Annotated in this window: 12 protein-coding genes; 7 read left to right on the top strand and 5 right to left on the bottom strand. The window is 70.0% G+C overall.

The annotated features are described in order from the left end of the window. The first annotated feature begins 3 nt into the window (after positions 1–3). The 6 genes from VFV67_RS35375 to VFV67_RS35350 all read left to right on the top strand — a co-directional run bounded on the left by VFV67_RS35375 (position 4) and on the right by VFV67_RS35350 (position 8,972). Positions 4–696: a YcnI family protein gene (locus tag VFV67_RS35375; protein WP_326475081.1), complete on the top strand. Its 693-nt coding sequence runs from the start codon at positions 4–6 to the stop codon at positions 694–696. A 192-nt stretch (positions 697–888) separates the two neighbouring features. Then, positions 889–2,100 (top strand): helix-turn-helix transcriptional regulator, encoded by a 1,212-nt coding sequence (locus VFV67_RS35370; RefSeq protein ID WP_326475080.1) that lies wholly within the window; start codon positions 889–891, stop codon positions 2,098–2,100. A gap of 533 nt (positions 2,101–2,633) precedes the next feature. Further along, the gene (locus VFV67_RS35365) at positions 2,634–4,712 is read left to right on the top strand and encodes an ABC transporter substrate-binding protein (protein ID WP_326475079.1); all 2,079 of its coding nucleotides are present in this window, start codon (positions 2,634–2,636) and stop codon (positions 4,710–4,712) included. A gap of 28 nt (positions 4,713–4,740) precedes the next feature. Beyond that, on the top strand, positions 4,741–5,727 hold the full coding sequence (locus VFV67_RS35360; RefSeq protein ID WP_326475078.1) for an ABC transporter permease: 987 nt from the start codon (positions 4,741–4,743) through the stop codon (positions 5,725–5,727). Then, entirely contained in the window at positions 5,717–6,844 is a 1,128-nt protein-coding gene (locus VFV67_RS35355) for an ABC transporter permease (RefSeq protein WP_326475077.1), read from the top strand. The genes VFV67_RS35360 and VFV67_RS35355 overlap by 11 nt, the downstream gene beginning before the upstream one ends. 58 nt (positions 6,845–6,902) lie before the next feature. Beyond that, positions 6,903–8,972: an ABC transporter ATP-binding protein gene (locus VFV67_RS35350; RefSeq protein WP_326475076.1), complete on the top strand. Its 2,070-nt coding sequence runs from the start codon at positions 6,903–6,905 to the stop codon at positions 8,970–8,972. Positions 8,973–9,064: 92 nt separating this feature from the next. Here the strand turns inward: VFV67_RS35350 and VFV67_RS35345 are convergent, their stop codons facing one another. Continuing rightward, on the bottom strand, positions 9,065–10,444 hold the full coding sequence (locus tag VFV67_RS35345; protein ID WP_326475075.1) for an endo-1,4-beta-xylanase: 1,380 nt from the start codon (positions 10,442–10,444) through the stop codon (positions 9,065–9,067). A 311-nt stretch (positions 10,445–10,755) separates the two neighbouring features. Here VFV67_RS35345 and VFV67_RS35340 point away from each other — a divergent pair, with 311 nt between their 5' ends. Continuing rightward, positions 10,756–11,121, top strand: a complete 366-nt coding sequence (locus VFV67_RS35340; protein ID WP_326475074.1) for a VOC family protein — start codon at positions 10,756–10,758, stop codon at positions 11,119–11,121. Positions 11,122–11,134: 13 nt separating this feature from the next. On the opposite strand, the gene VFV67_RS35335 is transcribed toward VFV67_RS35340, so the two are convergent. The 4 genes from VFV67_RS35335 to cydB all read right to left on the bottom strand — a co-directional run bounded on the left by VFV67_RS35335 (position 11,135) and on the right by cydB (position 19,853). Continuing rightward, positions 11,135–14,833, bottom strand: a complete 3,699-nt coding sequence (locus VFV67_RS35335) for a S8 family serine peptidase (RefSeq protein WP_326475073.1) — start codon at positions 14,831–14,833, stop codon at positions 11,135–11,137. Between the two features lie 271 nt (positions 14,834–15,104). Then, the gene (locus VFV67_RS35330) at positions 15,105–15,464 is read right to left on the bottom strand and encodes a spore germination protein GerW family protein (RefSeq protein WP_326475072.1); all 360 of its coding nucleotides are present in this window, start codon (positions 15,462–15,464) and stop codon (positions 15,105–15,107) included. After that, positions 15,451–18,840, bottom strand: coding sequence for a thiol reductant ABC exporter subunit CydD (cydD, locus tag VFV67_RS35325; protein WP_326475071.1), 3,390 nt, complete (start codon positions 18,838–18,840; stop codon positions 15,451–15,453). Before cydD ends, VFV67_RS35330 begins: the two co-directional genes overlap by 14 nt. Beyond that, the gene (gene cydB, locus VFV67_RS35320; RefSeq protein WP_326475070.1) at positions 18,837–19,853 is read right to left on the bottom strand and encodes a cytochrome d ubiquinol oxidase subunit II; all 1,017 of its coding nucleotides are present in this window, start codon (positions 19,851–19,853) and stop codon (positions 18,837–18,839) included. Before cydB ends, cydD begins: the two co-directional genes overlap by 4 nt. Positions 19,854–19,972 lie beyond the last annotated feature (119 nt).

The following is a 19,972-nucleotide window of genomic DNA, read 5'->3' as shown; positions in this document are numbered from 1 at the left end:
TCGATGCCTCGGCTACTCGCCCGGCTGGGCGTGCTGCTCGCCGTGTCGTTCGGACTGATCGTGGGCACCGGTTCGGTTGCCGGCGCACACGTCACCGTCCACTCCGACGACGCGGTACAGGGTGGTCACGCGGAGATCGCCTTCCGGGTGCCGAACGAGAGCGACACCGCCAGCACGGTGAAGCTACAGGTGGCGTTCCCGACCGATCTGCCGATCGCCTCGGTGTCCGTCCTGCCGCATCCCGGATGGATCTACCGGGTCGGCAAGCGGACCGATGCGGTCAGCGAGATCGAATGGAACGCCGTCGGTCCGGACACGGCCGTCAAGCCGGGCGAGTACGAGGTGTTCCGAATTGTCGCTGGTCCGCTGCCCACGACCGACCGGCTGGTCTTCAAGGTCGTCCAGACCTATGCCGACGGCGAAGTGGTGCGGTGGATCGACGAGCCGGTGACGAACGGGCCGGAGCCGGAGCATCCCGCGCCGGTTCTGGTCATCGCCGCCGGCGGCTCCGCCGATGCGGTTGCACACGCCGGCCACACCGTGGCGGCGTCCGCATCGGCGGGCGGAGCACCTTCGAGCGCCACGTTCTGGGTGCTCGCGGTCACCACCACGGTGGCCGTGCTGGTCGCGCTCTTGGCGGTGGTGCTGGCCATGCGGACCGCTCGGCGTGGAAGGGGTGATGAGGCACCGGCCTAGGTCGGGCACCCCGCCCGAGTTGGGGCCCCGGACCCCGTGCGGTCCGGGGCCCCATTTTCAGCGCAGCGTAACCGACTTACCACATCGGGTAATCGATATTTTTGCTCGACATGCACAAAGCAGTATGCATGATCGCACTTGCGACTCCGGCGGATTATCATATGCGAACCGACGGTTTGTGCGAGGTGCGCTGTGGTGGCTGTTAAGCCAGACTTACCACCGGGTGAGCGGATTCGGTTGTATCGCAGGCGGATCGGGCTGACACAGGAGCAATGTGCGCAGCTCAAGGGCTGCACGGTCTCGGCGTGGCGAAAATGGGAGTCCGGGGAACGGCAGGTGGCCGCGTTCTCCGACTGGATCGAGATCGCGCGCATCCTGCGGGTCCGGGATCTGTACAAGCTGACCGGTCTGCCGGTGGGCGAACTGCCGGAGGAGCCCGCCGGACACGAGACCGTGCCGGCGATCCGGGCGGCCATGGTGTCGTTCGATCCCCGGCTCACCGGGCCTCCCGATGTCGAACGGCTCGGCACCGCGGTACGGACGGCGTGGGGGATCTGGCAGGAGCGCCGGCCGTTCAACCAGGTCGGCGCCATGCTGCCGGATCTGATCACCGAGGTGCGGGCGACGATTCCGGTGGTGGACGGGCCGGAGCGGGCGAGCCTGTTGCGCAGCGCGTCGATGCTGTACTTCCTGACCCGGGCGTTCACCAAGCGGGTGCGCGCGCACGACGTGTCGCTGCTGGCGGCCGATCGCGCGATGGCGGCGGCGATCAAGGCCGACGATCTGGACTTCAAGGCCGCGTCGGCGTGGAACCAGGGGATGATCCTCGCCGAGCAGGGGCATACCGAGGTGGTCGCCGACCTGGCCAGGGGCGCCGCCGCCGAGTTGGAGCCGACCCTGGCGGACGCCCCGATCCAGCGGATGAGCATCTTCGGTGCCCTGCACCTGCTGCGCGCACTGCAGTGCGCGCGGTTGGGCGATGAGCACGGGGTGGCGTGCGCCTTGGAGGTCGCCGATCGGGTGGCGGCGAAGGTGGGGGAGCGCAACGACTTTCGGACCGTGTTCGGCCCGACCAATGTCGGTATCCATCGGGTGCGGCTGGCTGTGGAGCTGTCCCGGCCGGGTGAGGCGATCCGGGCGGGACAGCAGTGTGATGTGAGCAAACTGCCCAGTGTGGAGCGGCGGTTCTCCTACTACGTGGAGCTGGCCCGGGCGTACGGCATCCGCGGCGAGGATGTGGCGGCGGTGCACATGCTGCTGCGTGCGGAGCGCGAGTCCGCTGACGAGCTGCGGTTCAACGTCGAGGTGCGGTCGATGGTGCGGGAGTTGCTGCGCCGGGAGAGCTCGTTGACCCGATCGGACCTACGGCCCTTGGCCGATCGGATGGGTGTGCTCGTACAGTGATTTTTTTTGTACCTAGGAGGTACCCCAGGCAGGGGTAGGGGTACGCCCGGTGGCGCATCGTGCTACCACGGATCGTGGTAGTTACCTTCGAGTAACCTGCTTAGGTAGCAATCATCCGATCATCTGAGGGGGATCAGACGATCGGACCCCGGAAACTCAACGAAGCGGGCGACGAGCACGTATGTGTTGGGTGGCCGTGGTTTCTCCTGGCGCTCGGGGCCGAACGGGATTGGAGAGCGCAGTGCCGATCATCAGCGGTTCGGGTTCCCGTGCGCCTGTTCGGCGAGCGTGGTGGCGTTGTGGTGACACGATGTTGAGCCTGGGTTTCGACTGCTGGACCGTGGGTCCCGTGCCTGGTATCGGGCTGCCGGGTGGGGCTGGGCGTCGGTTCGGCCAGCAGCGATCCGTGGTCGGCAACGGTCCCGACTCTCGATAGCTGTTCAATATCCGCTCTGGTCATAGCCGGTCTCCGTAGGTGTGGGATGGCTGGTGCTGTTCGCGTATGCACATGAGGTAGGGAAGGTGTTGTTTTGATGCGCCGCCGCGGTTTGTCGAGACGGGAGTTTTTGGGTGGCGTGGTGGTGTTGGGGGGTGGCGGTCTGGTTTTGGGGGGATGTTCGTCGCCGGTGGCGCCGCCGGAGTCGGGGCCTGGGGGCGGAGGTGGCCGCGGTGGTGGGCCTCGGGCGGGGTTACCCGATATCGAGGGCGCCGAGGTTGTCCTCGATCCGGCTCGGTTCCCGAAGGCGTTTCGGGAGGCGCCTGAGCTGGCGAAGTTGGTGGCGGAGGGGAAGTTGCCGCCGGTGGACCAGCGGGTCGGTTCGGATCCGTTGGTGTTGAAGCCGGTGCATGGGGTGGGTCGGTACGGGGGGCAGATTCGTCGCGGTTTCATCGGGCAGTCCGATTTTCAGAATGCGGTGCGGTTCTGTTCGGGTCCGGACAGTTTGTTGTACTGGGATTACCGGTTTGAGAAGTTGGTGCCCAATATCGCTCGCGGGTTCGAGTTGAGCGAGGACGGTCGGGTGCTGACGTTGCAGCTGCGCAAGGGGATGAAGTGGTCTGACGGTCAACCGTTGACCGCTGATGACATCGTGTTCTGGTTCACCAGTGTGGCCAGCAGCCGTGAGGTGGGCACCGGGTCGTCGTCGATGAAGATCGGCGGCCAGGACGTCAAGGTGGAGCGGGTCGACGAGTTCACCGTGCGGTATGTCTCGCCGGCGCCCAATCCGTTGTTGCCGCAGCGAATGGCCGGGTCGTCGGATATCGCGGGGATGGCCGGGAACGCGCATCTGGGTGGCGGCGGGTTCATGCCCAAGCACTACCTGTCGCAGTTCCATCCGGAGTACACCTCGATGGACGCGGCGAACAAGTTGGCCGCGGATGCCGGGTTCAAGGGGTGGGCGGCGTACTTCCGCAATCAGGCCTCGTGGCATCGCAACCCGGCGTTGCCGGTGGTGACGCCGTGGGTGCTGACCCGGCCGATCAGCAACCCGCCGTGGGAGTTCGGGCCGAACCCGTACAGCATCTGGGTGGATCACGAGGGCAATCAGCTGCCCTACATCAGCAAGATCACCATGGGCAACATCGAGAACACCGAGGTGCTCGGTCTGCGCGCGGCTGCGGGTGACTACGACGTGCAGGACCGCGGCCTTGGTGTGACGAACCTGCCGGTGCTGTTGGAGAACGAGAAGAAGAGCGCGTACACGATCCACCGGGCGCCGTCCACCGAACTGGACTGTGGGCTGCGGTTGAACCTGGCCTATGAGCAGGACAAGGAGCTCGGTGAGCTGATCCGCACGGTGGAGTTCCGCCGGGCGCTGTCGCTGGGGATCGACCGCGGTCAGGTCAACGAGGCGTTCTTCCTCGGCACCTGCACGCCGTCGGCGACGATGGTGGCCGAGGGCAGCATCTACGATCCCGGCCCGGAGTGGCACACCAAGTGGGCCACCTACGACGTGGCGCAGGCCAACACGCTGCTCGACGGGCTGGGCCTGACCGCCAAGGATGCCGAGGGCTACCGGCTGCGCAAGGACGGTGCCGGCCGGATCCGGCTGGACTTCCAGGCCTTCTCCAACTTCGCCGACTTCGTCGGGGTGGGCGAGATGGTCAAGCGGCAGTGGCAGCAGATCGGGATCGATCTCAACGTGGCCTCGGTGGAGGGCAGCCTGCTCACCCAGCGGGCCAACTCGAACCAGCTGATGCTGTCCTGCCAGCAGGTCGGCAGCGACGACCCGTTCCTGCGGCCCGAGGCCTTCCTGCCCACGGTCACCACCGGCTTCCCCGGCATGATCGGCATCCCCTACGCCCAGTGGTTCGCCTCCGGCGGGGCGCAGGGCAAGGAGCCACCGGAGTCACTGCGCCTCAAAGAGGCCATGGCCCTCTACGACAAGGGCCAGATGGAACCCGACGAGGCCGAGCGGATCCGGATCGGCAAGGAAATCTACAAGCTGCACGCCGACCAGGTCTGGTCCATCGGCCTTGTCGGGTTCGGGCTGTCCGCCAACGGCGTCTACCTCACCAGCAACAAGCTCCGCAACGTCCCGGCCCGCGTCGTCAACTCCCAAACCATGAAGAGCCTCAACAACACCTACCCCATGACGTACTACTACGAATAACGTCCACCAAGGACGGTGACACACACCAGTGCTGAACTACATCGGCCGACGGCTCGCCCTGGGACTGTTCACGGTCTGGGCGGTGTCGGTGCTGAGCTTCCTGATCATCCAACTACCACCGGGCGACTTCGCCACCACCCGGCTCGCCGAGTTGGCCGCGAGCGGCAACACCTCGGCGATCTACGAGGCGGAGCGGCTGCGTGCCGAGTACGGGCTCGACCAGCCGGTGTTCGTGCAGTACTTCACGTGGATAGGCCAGGTCCTGCAGGGTGACTTCGGCATGTCCCTCGATTGGAATCGGCCGGTCGCCGACGTGATCGGCGACCGGCTGGTTCTCACGATGGTGGTCTCCGTCGCGGCGATCATCTTCACCTGGGCCGTGGCGCTGCCGATCGGCATCTACTCCGCCGTGCGGCGGTACTCCTTCGGCGACTACGCGCTGACCTTCTTCGGTTTCCTCGGCCTCGCGATCCCGAACTTCCTGCTCGCGCTCATCCTGATGTACTTCGGGTTCGCCGTGTTCGACGCCAATGTCGGCGGTCTGTTCTCGGCCGAGTACGAGACCGCGGGGTGGAGCTTCGCCAAGGTCTGGGATCTGTTCAAGCACCTGTGGATCCCGGCGATCGTGCTCGGTCTGGCCGGGACCGCGCAGCTGGTCCGCATCATGCGGGCAAACCTGCTGGACGAGCTGAAGAAGCCCTACGTGATCACGGCAACGGCCAAGGGGCTGACCGAGCGCAAGGCGATCAGCAAGTACCCGGTGCGGGTGGCGCTCAACCCGTTCGCGAGCTCCATCGGGTTCCTGTTCCCGCAGATCGTCTCCGGCGCCATCGTGGTGTCGATCGTGCTCAGCCTGCCGACCGTCGGCCCGTTGCTGCTGCGGGCGTTGCAGGCCCAGGACATGTTCCTGGCCGGCGCGATCGTGCTGCTGATCGGAGTGATGACCGTGATCGGCACGCTGATCTCCGACCTGGTGCTCATGTGGCTCGACCCGAGGATCCGGCATGGCCGATAGTGCTACCGCCGTCGCGACCGCGGCGCAGGACGAGGAACGGATCTCCGTCGCCAGCCAGCGCCAGCTCATCTGGTGGCGGTTCCGCAAGCACAAGTTGGCGATGGTGGGCGCCATCGTCGTGTTGCTGTTCTACCTCGTGGCGCTGTTCGCCGACTTCCTGTCCACATCGGACCCACACGCGTCCGAGGGCCAGCGGTCGCTGATGCCGCCGCAGCAGGTGCACTGGTTCGACGGCGGGTTCTCCCCGCACGTCTACGCGGTGCGGGGTGAGCGGGACCCGATCACGCTGCAGCGGACCTACGTGGTCGACCCGACCCAGAAGATCCCGGTCACCCTGTTCGCCAAGGGCTACGAGTACGAGTTCCTCGGCCTGTTCACCACCGACATCCACCTGATCGGAACCGAGGGGGCCAGGGCCGAGGACACCCTGTTCCTGTTCGGCACCGACCAGCAGGGCCGGGACATCTTCTCCAGGCTGATCCACGCCACCCGCACGTCGATGCTGATCGGCCTCGCCGGCGTGGCGCTGTCCATCCTGCTCGGGGTGGTGCTCGGCGGGATCTCCGGATACTACGGCGGAGCGGCGGACACGGTCATCCAGCGCACGATCGAGATTCTGCGCTCGATCCCCACGATTCCCCTGTGGATGGGCCTTGCCGCGGCGATGCCCAAGGACTGGAGTGTGAACCAGGTCTACTTCGCGCTCACCCTCATCCTGTCGGTGATCGGCTGGACCGAGCTCGGCCGGGTGGTGCGCGGCCGGATGATGCAGATCCGCAGCGAGGACTTCGTGACCGCGGCCGAGCTGGTGGGCGGCCGCCCGAGACGGATCATCTTCAAGCACATGGTGCCGTTGTTCGCCAGTCACATCATCGCGGCGACCACGCTGGCACTGCCCCTGATGATCGTGGCGGAGACGTCGCTGTCCTTCCTCGGACTCGGACTGCGTCCGCCCGCGATCTCCTGGGGCGTCATGCTGCAACAGGCCCAGAACGTGCAGGCGGTGGCGCTGTACCCGTGGATGCTGCTGCCCGTGCTGCCGGTGGTCGCGGTGATCCTCGCGTTCAACTTCCTTGGTGACGGTTTACGAGATGCGGCGGACCCTTATGACCTCTAGTGATGTCGCGGTGGTCGAACCCACCAGCACACCCATTGATGACACCACCCTGCTGTCAGTGCGCAACCTGAAGACGCACTTCCTCGCCGACGAGGGCACCACCCGGGCCGTCGACGGGGTCAGCTTCGACGTATCGGCGGGAAAGACGCTCGGCGTGGTCGGCGAGACCGGCTGCGGGAAGAGCATCACGGCCCGGTCGCTGCTCGGCATCGTCTCGCCGCCCGGCAAGATCATCGAGGGCGAGATCCTGCTCCGCAGGGACGAGGGCTGGGTGGATCTTGCCAAGCTGCCGACCAACGGGCCGCAGCTGCGCCAGGTCCGGGGCGGCGACATCGGCCTGGTGTTCCAGGAGCCGATGAGCTCGTTCAGCCCGGTGCACACCATCGGCAACCAGATCACCGAGGCGGTGCGGCTGCACACCGGGCTGCCCAAGCAGCAGGCCGAGCAGCGGACCCTCGAGCTGCTCAAGATGGTCGGCATTCCCCGGCCCCAGGGGGTGACCAACGAGTTCTCCTGGCAGTTGTCCGGCGGCCTGCGGCAGCGCGCGATGATCGCGATGGCGCTGGCCGGCGAGCCCCGGCTGCTGATCGCCGACGAGCCGACGACCGCCCTGGACGTCACCACCCAGGCCCAGATCCTCGAGCTGATCCGCGGCCTGCAGCGGCAGACCGACATGGCGATCATGCTGATCACCCACGATCTCGGTGTGATCGCGGAGATGGCCGACGAGGTGCTGGTGATCTATCTGGGCCGGGTGGTCGAGAAGGGCCCGGTCGAGCAGATCTTCGCCGCGCCGCGCCATCCCTACACCCGCGCGCTGCTCGCCTCGATCCCCGGCGTGCACACGACTGCCCGCGGGACGCTGCCGACGATCTCCGGCTCGATCCCGCACCCGTTCAACCGGCCGGCGGGGTGCGCGTTCCACACCCGCTGCCGGCATTCGCTGATGGACGTGTGCGACGCCCTCGAACCGGCCACCGAAGAGGTCAGCCCGGGTCATGAGGTGACCTGTCACCTGTACGACAACACGATCCCGGGCGCGATACCGCTGCCGATCGTGGAACTGCACACTCCCGAACCGGTTGTCACCGACATTCCGGACCGGACCCGGCTGGAGCTGCCGAAGCTGCTGGAAGTGCGAAAGCTGACCAAGTTCTTCCCGATCCGCGGCGGGATGCTCGGTCGGGTGCGGGCCCGGGTGCGCGCCGTGGACGAGGTCACCTTCGACCTGCGCGAGGGCGAGACGCTCGCGCTGGTCGGCGAGAGCGGATCGGGCAAGACCACGACCGCCCGCGCGATCCTGCGGGCGCTCGATCCCGACTCCGGCCAGATCCTGTTCCGCAAGTCCGACGACTCAATGGTGGATCTGGCGAAACTGTCCCGAAAGCAGGTCCGCCCGCTGCGCTCCGAGCTGCAGATGATCTTCCAGGACCCGTACTCGTCGCTGAACCCGCGGATGACCGTGCTGGACATCATCGCCGAGCCGTTGCTGGTCAACCGGGTCGGCACCAAGTCCGAGCGCGTCGACCGGGTGGCCGAGCTGCTCAAGCTCGTCGGGTTGCGGCACGAGTACATGCGCCGCTTCCCGCACGCCTTCAGCGGCGGCCAGCGCCAGCGCATCGGCATCGCCCGCGCGCTCGCGCTCAACCCGCGTCTGGTGGTGGCCGATGAGCCGGTCTCGGCGCTGGACGTCTCGGTGCGCGCGCAGATCCTCAACCTGTTGATGGAGCTTCAGGACCGGCTCGGCCTGACCTACCTGTTCGTCTCGCACGACCTGTCCGTGGTCAAGCACATCAGCGACCGGATCGCCGTGATGTACGTGGGCCAGGTGGTCGAGCTCGGCGGCCGGGACGAGCTGCTCAGCAACCCGCGTCACCCGTACACCTCGACCCTTCTGGCCGCGGTGCCGCGACCGGACCCGACCGCCCGGATGACGTTCACCCCACCTCGGGGCGAGGTCGCCGACCCCACCAACCCACCAAGTGGCTGTTACTTCCATCCCCGGTGTCCGTTCGCCGTCGACGTCTGTCGCACCGAACGGCCGGTCTGGCAGGAGGTCAGCCCCGGCCGCAGGGTTCGCTGCCACCGGGCCGCCGAGCTCGATCTCCCCGGTATCGGTGCCGCCTGATCCAGCAGCATGGGGTGTCGGACGATCTCGCCCACACCAGCGGGAGGCCCCGGGCGACCCTTCCCGGGGCCTCCCCCTCACCCTGCGGAGGGTCAGGAAGCGGTACAGGAACCGAGGGTCGGAGCCGACCAGGTGCCGTTGGCCATGACCGTGAAGCCGAACGTCGTCGAGGCGCCGGCGGCCAGGTTGCCGTTGCCGTTGGGACGCATGGTCATCACGTTGCCGCTGGTGTCCCAGCTCGGTGAGCCGTTCCAGGTGGCGGAGACCTGCTGCGGGGGCGTCACGGTGACCGTGGTGGTCCAGCCGTTGATCGCGGAGCTGCCGGCGCGGACGGTCACCTGACCGTTGAAGCGGTCGCCCCAGCGCTGGGTCTCGGTGTAGCTGACGGTGCACCCGCCGCCACCGCCACCGCCACCGCCGCCACCGCCGGGGGTGCCGCCGAGCGCGGTGAGCACGGAGTTGTAGGCGGCCTTCTTGTTGTAGTTGCCGTCGAACAGCAACGGGGTGCCGCCGGAGCGCCACGAGTACTTGTCCGTCACGCCCCAGACGGTGATGCCGGTGCACCGGGAGACGGCCAGGCAGGCATCGACGACGGTGCGGTAGTTGTTGGCCTGGCTGGTGCCGGAGCCTTCGATGTCCAACTCGGTGATCTGCACGTCGACGCCGAGGTTGGCGAAGCGCTGCAGGTTCTGCCGGTAGTCGGACGGAACCGGGGACTGGGCGTTGAAGTGGGACTGGAACCCCACGCAGTCGATCGGCACGCCGCGGTTGCGGAAGTCCTGCACCATGGCGAACACCGCGTTGCTCTTCGCGTTGGCGCCGTCGGTGTTGTAGTCGTTGTAACAGAGCTTGGCGGTCGGGTCGGCGGCGCGCGCGGTGCGGAACGCCTCCTCGATGAACCCGTTGCCGAGCCGGTCCTGGAACGGCGAGGAGCGCCGGGCGCCGCTGCCGCCGTCCTGGAACGCCTCGTTGACCACGTCCCACGAGTGGATCCGGCCCTGCCAGTGCCGCATCACGGTGGTGATGTGGTTGTTCATCGCCGAGCGCAGCTGCGTGGTGCCCAGCCCGGAGACCCACCCGGGCAGTTGGGAGTGCCAGACCAGCGTGTGGCCACGGATCCGCATCCCCCGGCTCTGCGCGTGGCTGGTGATCCGGTCGGCGTTGCCGAAGTTGAACGAGCCCTGGGACGGCTCCAGCGCGTCCCACTTCATCTCGTTCTCCGGGGTGACGCTGTTGAACTCGGCGTTCAACGTGTTCACGTAGTCCGATTCGTTGAGCCGGTTGGCGGCGACCGCGGTGCCGAAGTACCGGCCGCGTTCGGCCGCACTGGCACCCAGAGTGGTTGCGGCGCTGGCGGTTCCGGCCAACGCGACCAGGCCGGCGGCCACGAACGCCCCGACCACGCCGAACACGAGCAGGTTTCTGCCGTGCGAGCGCACGCTCCCACGACTGCGGGGGAGGTTGTTGATCATTGCTGCCCTTCCTTGGCAAGGCGCGCGCCGCCGCGACACTGAGCGACGGCGGGTGACATTCGGCAACATTCATTCGGAGTATGCCCGCAGCCGGCGCGTTACGTCAACGACAGACTACCGAAACATTTTCGGTAGCTGGATGCACAATCGGCCGCCCGTACATGGGAACATGCGACGGCTGGTGAATTGATGCGGCTGATCGGCTGCGGTGGTGACCGAAAATTTCGGAAGATATTCCGGAATGTTGGTCTCGAGGCCAGGATCCGGTGCGGCCGGCCGAAACCGTCGGTGGACGCTGCTAGGTTGCGGCCATGGAGTTCAAATTGGAGCTTGTCCTGGTGCCGGTGTCCGATGTGGACAATGCGATCGCGTTCTACCGGGACCAGGCCGGGTTCAACCTCGACCACGACCACACCGTGAGCGACGAGCTGCGCTTCGTCCAGCTGACCCCGCCGGGTTCGCCCTGCTCCATCGCCGTGGGCAAGGGCATCACCGAGGCGCCGCCCGGTACCGCGCCGGGGCTGCAACTGGTGGTCGCCGACATCGACGCGGCCCGGGCCGAGCTGGCCGGCCGGGGCGTCGCGGTCACCGAGGTCACCCGAGGCCCGGGCGGGGCGTTCGTCTACTTCGCCGACCCGGACGGCAACCGCTGGTCGCTGCAGCAGATATCGCGCTGAACACCCATGCCGCTCAACGGGTCTCCTTGAGTCCGTAGGCGCGGACCAGGGTCTGCTCGACGGCATTGCCGGCCGCGTCGGTCGCGCGCACCCGCAGCGACACCGCACCGGCGGTGTCGCTCGCGGCGGGATGCCACACCGAAGCGAGGTAGGAGCCGTTCGGCAGCCCCCGTAGGAGGATCTCCGTCCAGGTCTTGCCGTCGTCGAACGACGCCCACGCCTGCGTCTGGCGGATCGGCGGTCCGGCCGCGCCCGGAACGTGGTCCACGGTGATCGTGAACCCGTACCGGGTCAGATCGGGCGCCTGGTTCAGCAGATCCAGGCCCAGCCGATAGTCCACCTGCAGCAGCGGCGGGCGCTCCTGTTCGCCGTCCGGCGGTGGGGCGGAGGCGAACGTCCACGTGGTGCTGGTCTGCGTGGCGTAGCGCGACCACGGCGTCGCGCGCTTCGCGTCCAGGGACAGCCGGTAGGTGGCCGGGGAGTCCAGCGCCGGGAACGTGCCGATCGGCGGCGCGGTGTTCTCGGTCAGCAGCTCCGATCCGGCGAACAGCCGGGTCCGGTACTCGTCGCCCGCGGTGTGCCAGCCGTAGTGCCCGCCGGAGTCGGAGAACGGGAACAGCGCGATGTCGAACTGGTTGCCGGTGCGGCTCACCTGCGTGTCGGCCAGTGCCGAGGCACCCGGCCGGGACGGCCGGCCGAACCACTGCTCGGTCAACCGTTCGTCGCCCGCATAGCGGACGTAGGAGCTGTCGAACTCACCGTCGAACGGCGCGTGCGCCCAGGTGATGTGCCACCACCGCGTGTCGTTGGCCGACACGTGGTACACGCGGTGCAACGGCCGCGGCACGTCCCGGGCGAACCCGACCGAGAACGTCGGCCACGGCCGGGAGATGTGCCGCACGTCGGACCCGGTCATGCCGGTCGCGTCCGCGGTGTACCGGGTGTCGATCCGCGCCGTGTTCGCCGGCCCGATCGGGTACCGCAGCGACTCCGGGATCCGCTGCTTCTCCGGGAGCAGCAGATCGTAGAAGTACGGGCTGACCGCCGTGCCCGTCACCTCCACCTCGACCGGGCCCCGCCGCAACAGCTCCACCAGCGCCAGACCGGGCTCCTGCTCGATCGTCATCCCGTGGATCGAGACCTCGCCGGGGTTTCCGGCCCCGGCCAGCAGCAGTCCCGGCCGGTTGTTGAAGATCAGCACCCCCCACGCCCCCGCGGCGGTCGCGTTGGCCACCTTCGCGGCGAAGGTCAGCTCACCCCGCGAGATCAGCGCGATCCGGCCGCGCACGTCCTTGCCCGCGTAGTCCTCCGGCGCGCCCAACCCGACATAGACCAGCGGCAGCGTGTGCCGGCCGTCCACCGGCACCGCGTTGGTCATCGGCTCCGGGCGCAGCGCGATCACCTGCGGCGCGGTCACCTTCGCCAGCAGCGGCGGCGCCACCAGATCCCACTTGGAGTAGAACTCGAAGTTTCCCTTGGTCACCGTGGCGGTGGGGGAGGCGTAGCCGCGCCGGATCGGCGGGCTCAGCGTGAACGAGCTGTGGAAGTTCCGGTCGCCCAGATCCCGGTGGTAGGACACGGTGAACGTGGCCGGAGCGGTCGCCAGCGGGGTCTGCGGCAGCACCTCGTTGGCGGCCCGGGCATCCAGCGTGACCGACCGGTCGCCGGTGATCTCCAACTGTGGATCGGCGACCGTGGCCACCTCCAGCGCGAACGTGTTGCCGGTGTCCGCCGTGGCCAGGTAGCCGACCAGGTTGTAGGTGCCCGGCCGGACCCGGAAGGTCACCGTGGAGCTGTCCACCGAGTAGAACTTCTGGGAGAAGGACCCGGTGGCCAGCTCCCACAGCTCGACGAAGCTGATCACCGCCGCCGGCCGGCCGTCCCGGGAGATCCCGGACACGGTCAGGTTGTACATCTCCGGTTCGACGTAGGCGCCAACCGAGGTGGTCACCACCAGGTCGCCCGCGGTCGCCACCAGGTGGCCGCCGAACAGGTTCAGCGCTCCCGCCGCCGGGTCGACGGTCACCGTCACCTCCGCCGAGCCACCGGCCGGTACCGTCACGTTCGGCCGGCTCAGCGTGAACATCCCGGCCGGCGGGGCCGAACCGTCCTTTCCGGACAGTCGCAGCGTCAGGTCGAGGGTGACCTCGGTCGCTGAGTCGTTGGTGTAGGTGACGGTTCGCGGCACCGGCTGCTGACCGGTGTGCGGGAACGGGAAGAAGCCGAGGCTCACCGTGCCGGGACTGGCGTACACCGCCTGCCGGTGGGCGCGCGCCACGTCCAGCCGCCCGGCGCCCTGCTGGTACACCGACTGCCCGGAGTGCGTGCGGGCCGTGCTGATCAGCGTGTTCTTGAGCTGCTGGTTGGTGTAGCCGGGGAACCGCTGCGCCAGGATCGCCGCCGCGCCGGCCACGTGCGGCGTGGCCATCGACGTTCCGGACAGTTCCTGGTAGGTGCCGTCCACGATCGGACCGAGGTTGGTGCCGGCCGCCCGCGCGGCGACGATGCTCACGCCCGGCGCCGTCAGGTCCGGCTTGATCGCGAAGTCGCCGGTCCGCGGGCCCCGGCTGGAGAACCCGGCCAGCGCGTCCCGTTTGTCCACCGCGCCAACGGTGAGCGCCTCGTCGGCCCACCCGGGGCTGGCGATGGTGGACTCGCCGTTGCCCAGGTTCCCGGCCGCCACCACGATGAGCATGCCGGTCGACCGGCTGATCGCGTTCACCGCCTCGATCAGCGGGTCGTTTTCGCCGGTGGCCGGGGAACTGGTGCCCAGGCTCATGTTCGCCACGTCGGCGCCCTGGTCGGCAGCCCACTCCAGACCCTCGATGATCTGGTCGAACGTGCCGGAACCGAAGCTGTTGAGCACCTTCGCGTTGATCAGCGCGGCCCCGGGTGCGACGCCCTTGCGCGCGGTCGGCGCGCCCTCGCCGGTGCCCGCGACGATCGAGGCGACATGCGTGCCGTGCCCGAAATGATCGGCCGCGTCCGCGTCGTCGGAGAAGTTGGCCTCGGCGATCACCTTGCCCTGGTCCAGATCCGCGTGCGTGGCGTCGATCCCGGTATCCAGCACGGCCACCCGGACGCCGGTGCCGTCGTGCCCGGCCGCCCACGCCGCCGGCGCGCCGACCTGCGGCACGCTTTCCGCCAGGTTGACGTTCGCCCTGCGGTTGAGCCAGATCTTCCGCACATCGGCACCGGCGAGCAGGGTCTGCCAGAACGTGCCGGCGCTGTCCTTGTGCGCCAGCACCGATCGGGCGCCGATGCTCTCCAGCGCGAACCGGGCGGAGCTGCCGGCCGGCGCGGCGGCCGCGACCGCACCGGGCGGGTACTGCACGATCAGCGGAATGTCCTTGCTGGCCCCGTCGGCGTAGCCGTTGTCCACCAGCGCGGTCACATTGAACAGCTGTGGGTCGAGCTTTCCGTTGGCCAGCAAGGGCATCGCGTCCGACGGCAGCACATGGAGGTCGCCACCGGCCCGCCGGCTGGCGTAGCTGATGTTCTCCCGCCCGGCGCTCGGCAGCACGGTGGCCGCGGCGTTGCCGTCGGAGTGCCGGCGTAACTCGACCACGTCACCGGTGATCAGCGTGACCCGGTTGCGGGCCACGCTGATCACCGGTTCGGGCCGGTTCTCGGTCTGCGCGCCGACCGGGACGGGGACCGTGAGAGCGGCGGTGACGGAGATTCCCAGCGCGGCCGCGACGAACCTCAGCATTCTTCGACCCTCGCACAGCCGGGCCGGCGACTACAACCCGTCAGGCGGCCGTTACTCCGGCGCCACCCCTAGGTAGGCCGTTGTCGATCTTCCCGGGCAGACCGCGATCGTCGACATCGGACCTAGGGGTTATTGGGGACCTTGGACCCTGCCACGGAACGGCGGGGTGGTGGATTCTCGGTTCGGTCACCCGGGGCGGCCGGATCCGCAGCAGGCCATGGTCAGCCAGCGCGGACGCCGCAGCACCGGTCCGCCTCGGGCGACTGGTTCCTCAGTCCTCCAACGCGCGTCGGGCCGCGGCGGCCCGGATTCGCGCGATCCGGGCACCGGCGAGCAGACCGGCGACGGCGACCAGCCCGATCGTGCCGATCAGCCGGTTGACGTTGACCGCCGGCTCCCAGTGCACGTTCCCGTCCTTGATGACGAACGCTCCGGCCGGCCGGGCGACCACGCCGAACCCGCCGCCGCGGCCCTGCTGCCCGTTCTTGTCCCGGCCGTCACCGCCCCCGCCGCCACCGGTGATGGTCGCCGCGGGGATCACGATGACCCCGTCCTTCTCGTAGGGCTCGGCGAAGACCATCCTGGCCTCCAGCGACTCCTTCGCCTTGGCGATCAACTCATCGAGCGTCATTGGCAGAGCCTATGAGCACGGCGGCCGATCCGGCCGGCCGGGCGAGCCTGATCACCGCAAGTCCGGGGAACTCCGCCGGCCGGTGCGTGACGATCAGCGCGGCCCGGTTCGCGGTCAGCTCCGCGAGGTCGGCGGCCAGCTCGGCGGCGGTGGCCCCGTCCAGATGCGCGGTCGGCTCGTCGAGCACCAGGAACGGGCGGTCGGCGAGCAGCGCCCTGGCCACCCCGATGCGCGCCCGTTCGCCGCCGGAGACCGCGGTGCCGTGCGCGCCGAGCGCGGTGTCCAAGCCGTGCGGCAGGCTGTCCAGCCAGCCGCCGAGCCGGGCCCGGTGCAGCGCCGCGCGCAGTTCGCCGTCGCCGGCGTCGGGCCGGGCCAGCCGCAGGTTCTCCCGCAGTGTGCTGTCGAACAGGTGCGTGTCCGGGCCGCACCAGGCGATCCGGGCCCGCACCGCGTCCGGCGCGGCGTGCCGGGTGTCCACCGTGTCCAGCGTGATCCGCCCGGCGGACGGGTCGAGGTTGCGCAGTACGGCGGCGATCGCGGTGCTCTTGCCGGAGCCGGACGGGCCGGTGAGCACCGCGCCCCGGTGGGCGTCGAGCCGAAAGCCCAGTCCGGTCAGGGCGTCGGTGGGCGCGCCGGGCCAGCGCACCGCGAGGCCGGCCGCGGCCAGCCGGCTGGCTCCGGAGACGTCCCGGGGGACCGCGGGTTCGGCCACCGGGGTGGCGGTGGCGTCCAGCTCGGCCAGCCGGCGCGCGGACCGGCTGGCGCCGAGCAGCCGGGCCGCGGCCTCCGGCAGCCCGGCGACCAGCTCGGCGGCGGCCAGCGGGGTGAGCGCGAGCACGGCCAGCTCCGGCCCGGCGATCCGGCCGGCGCGCAGTGCGGCGATGCCGAGCACCAGGCAGCCGACCGTGCTGGCGCCGATGGCCATGGTGGCCACCGCGCTGCCGGCGCCGCGAGCGGTCGCCGACCGGCGCAGCGCCCGGGTCAGCGCGGTTCCGGCGGCCCGCACGGCCGCGTGCCGGCGGCCGGTGGCGCCGAAGGCGATCAGGTCGGGCGCGGCGGCGAGCAGCTCGAGGGTGCCGGCCGAGACCTCGGCCCGCAAGGACGCGGTGCGCCGCTCGGCGTCCCGGGCGGTCAGCGCCGACAGCGCCGGGGCGAGCAGCCCCGCGAGCAGCAGCCCGGCGGCGACGACCAGCCCGGCCGCGGGCAGCAGCAGCCCGATGCCCACCGTGATGCCGGCCGCGACGGCGGCGGCCGACGCGGCCGGGACCAGCGCGCGCACCAGGACGTCCTGCTGGCTGTCCACATCGGACACCAGCCGGTTGAGCAGGTCGCCCCGGCGCATCCGGGCGGTGACCGCCGGTCCGATCCGGACCAGCGTGGTCCACACCCGGACCCGCAGGTCGGCCAGCGCGCGCAGCGCCACGTCGTGCGAGAGCAGCCGTTCGGCGTACCGCAGCACACCCTTGGCCAGGCCGAAGGTGCGCACCGCGACGATCGCGACCATCAGGGTGAGCACCGGCGGGTGCAGTGCGGCGGCGGAGATCAGCCAGGCCGAGGTCGCGGTCAGCGCCACCCCGCTGCCCAGCGCCGCGGCGCCCGCCAGGCACGCGAGCGCCAGCCGCACCCGATACGGCCGCACCGCCGCGCGCAGCCACCCCACCCGCCCCGCGGTCGCGGCGGCGTGTCCCGGCTCCGGTGCCGGGGACGCTTCCGGAGGAACGGCCCGCGTGCCGCGCGGCCGAACGTGACGTTCCCCGGTGACCGGAGTGCCGAGGTGCACCACCCGGTCGCAGACTCCGAGCACGGCGGGGCGGTGCGAGACGATCACCGCGGTGCGGCCGAACAGCAAGCCGGGCAACCGGTCCACGATCGCGGCCTCGGTGTCGGCGTCCACCCCCTCGGTGGGTTCGTCGAGCAGCAGCAGCGGGCGGTCCAGCAGCAGCGCCCTGGCCAGGGCGACCCGGCGCTGCTGCCCGGTGGACAGGCCGGCGCCCAGCTCGCCGACGCTGGTGTCCAGCGGGATGTCCAGGCCGGCGGCGGCCGCGGCGGCGACCACCTGGCCGGTGGTCGCGTCCGGGCGACCGAGCCGGATGTTGCCGACGACCGTGCCGGACACCAGCCGGGGGTGCTGCGGCACCCAGGCGACCCTGGCCTGCCAGGCGTCCCGGTCGAGGTCGGCCAGGTCCACGCCGTCGACCCGGACCTGTCCCGCGTCCGGCGGGTACCAGCCGAGCAGCAGGTCGAGCAGGGTCGACTTGCCGGCTCCGGAGGGGCCGGTCACGCCGAGGATCTCGCCGGGCCCGACCCGCAGGTCCAGCCCGTCCAGCACCGGTGCGGACCGGCCGGCCACGCGCACGCCGCACAGCCGAACGGCGACGGCCGACGGGTCGGGAGCCGGCGCCCGCCGGCCGGCCGGGTCTCCTCGCTCGCCGAGCAGCTCCAGGATCTCCTCGGCGGCGGCCACCCCCTCGGCACTGTCATGGAACCTGGCCCCCACGGCGCGCAGCGGCAGGTACACCTCGGGCGCCAGGATCAGCACCACCAGCGCGGTGTGCAGGTCCAGGCCGCCGGTGACCAGCCGCAGCCCGATGGACACCGCGACCAGCGCGACCGAAAGCGTGGCCAGCAGCTCCAGCACCAGCGCGGACAGGAACGCCACCCGCAGCGTGCCCATGGTCCGTGCCCGGTACCGGTCGGTGATCTCGGCGAGGGCCTGCCGCTGTGCCCGGGCCCGGCCGAACGCGGTGAGCACCGCGAGCCCGGCCACCAGGTCGAGAAAGTGGTTGCCGAGCACGGCAAGACTCCGCCACTGCCGGCGCACGCCGCGCGCGGTCCAGCGCCCGATCAGGATCATGAACGCCGGGATCAGCGGGACGGTCACCCCGATGATCAGCGCGGCCACCCAGTCGGCGAGCAGGATGCGCAGCCCGACGACCAGCGGGACCACCGCGGCGATCAGCAGCTGCGGCAGGTACCGGGCGAAGTAGCCGTCCAGCCGGTCCACGCCGCTGGTGGCCAGGGTGGCCAGCTCGGCGGGCGAGCGCCCGGCCCGCCGGCCCGGTCCGATGCACAGCGCCGCGTCCACCACCGCCGCGCGCAGCTGGGCCAGCACGCCGGCCGACGCCCGGTGCGCCGTGGTCTCGGTTACCCAGGCCACGGCCGCGCGGCCGAGCACCGCAAGACCGAGCAGTCCGATCGGGACGGCCAGCGCGGCGAGGGCGGCACCGTCCAGGAATGCCCGGGAGATCGCCGTGGCCAGCGCCTCGGCCTGGAGCAGCACCAGCCCGGCGGACAGCGTGCCGAGCCCGGCGCAGGCCAGCACGAACGGCCGGGCCGCGCGGGCGTGTCGCAGCAGCCGCGGGTCCAGCGGCCTCACCGCCGAGTCACTGGCAGGCCGCCGCCTTCCGGGATCGCGGCGCGGCTCACCCGCTTGCGGAAGACCCAGTAGGTCCAACCCTGGTAGGCCAGCACGATCGGGGTGAAGAACACCGCGACCCAGGTCATGATCTTCAGGGTGTACGGGGTGGATGCCGCGTTGGTGGTGGTGAGGCTGTTCGCCGGGTCCGTCGTGGACGGTAGGACGTCGGGGTAGAGCGAGCCGAACAGGGTGACCGTGGTGGCCACGATCGCGACGGCGGTGAACGTGAACGCCCAGCCCTCCAGCCCGGTGCGGGCGGCGGCGACAGCCGAGCCGAGGGCAAGTGCCGCACCGATCACCGCGGCCCAGGTCCACCCGGTGCCGTACGCGAGCTGGGTCCACAGCAGGAAGGCGCCGGCGACCGGCACCGCGATCAGACCCAGCGGCCAGGCCAGCGCCCGCGCCCTTGCCCGGACCTCGTCGGTGGTCCGCAGCGCCAGGAACACCGCGCCGTGCAGCGCGAAGACCAGCAGCGTGGTCACCCCGCCGAGCAGCGCGTACGGGTTGAGCAGCGTGAACAGGTCACCGGTGTAGTGGTGCTCCGCGTCGAGCGGGACCCCGCGCACGATGTTGCCGAACGCCACGCCCCAGAGCAGCGCGGGCACCAGCGACCCGACCACGATCGCGAGGTCCCAGCCCCGGCGCCACCGGTCGCTGTCGATCTTGCCGCGGAACTCGAAGGCCACGCCGCGCACGATCAGCGCCACCAGGATGATCAGCAGCGCCAGGTAGAACCCGGAGAACAGGTTGGCGTACCAGAGCGGGAACGCGGCGAACGTGGCGCCGCCGGCGACCAGCAGCCATACCTCGTTGCCGTCCCACACCGGGCCGATGGTGTTGATCAGCACCCGGCGGTCGGTGTTGTCCCGGCCGAGCACGGGCAGCAGCATCCCGACGCCGAAGTCGAACCCCTCGAGGAACAGGTAGCCGAACCACAGCGCCGCGATCGCGACGAACCAGAAGATCTCCACCGCACACTCCTCAGTACGCGAACGTCAGGTCGTCGCTGGTGCCATCGTTGGTCTCATCGTTGGTGCCGTCGTTGGTCTCGTCGGCCGGTCGCTCCGGTTCGATCCCGGCGCGGACGTAC

The sequence above is a fragment of the Actinophytocola sp. genome, from assembly GCF_035762905.1.
Classification (GTDB): domain Bacteria; phylum Actinomycetota; class Actinomycetes; order Mycobacteriales; family Pseudonocardiaceae; genus DASYTH01.
This window is presented reverse-complemented; position numbering and strand designations above follow the sequence as displayed.

Coding starts and splice junctions, on each gene's coding strand:
- VFV67_RS35335 (WP_326475073.1), bottom strand. CDS start 14,833: ATGCTGAGGTTCGTCGCGGCCGCGCTGGGAATCTCCGTCACCGCCGCT.
- VFV67_RS35330 (WP_326475072.1), bottom strand. CDS start 15,464: ATGACGCTCGATGAGTTGATCGCCAAGGCGAAGGAGTCGCTGGAGGCC.
- VFV67_RS35365 (WP_326475079.1), top strand. CDS start 2,634: ATGCGCCGCCGCGGTTTGTCGAGACGGGAGTTTTTGGGTGGCGTGGTG.
- VFV67_RS35355 (WP_326475077.1), top strand. CDS start 5,717: ATGGCCGATAGTGCTACCGCCGTCGCGACCGCGGCGCAGGACGAGGAA.
- VFV67_RS35375 (WP_326475081.1), top strand. CDS start 4: ATGCCTCGGCTACTCGCCCGGCTGGGCGTGCTGCTCGCCGTGTCGTTC.
- VFV67_RS35340 (WP_326475074.1), top strand. CDS start 10,756: ATGGAGTTCAAATTGGAGCTTGTCCTGGTGCCGGTGTCCGATGTGGAC.
- VFV67_RS35345 (WP_326475075.1), bottom strand. CDS start 10,444: ATGATCAACAACCTCCCCCGCAGTCGTGGGAGCGTGCGCTCGCACGGC.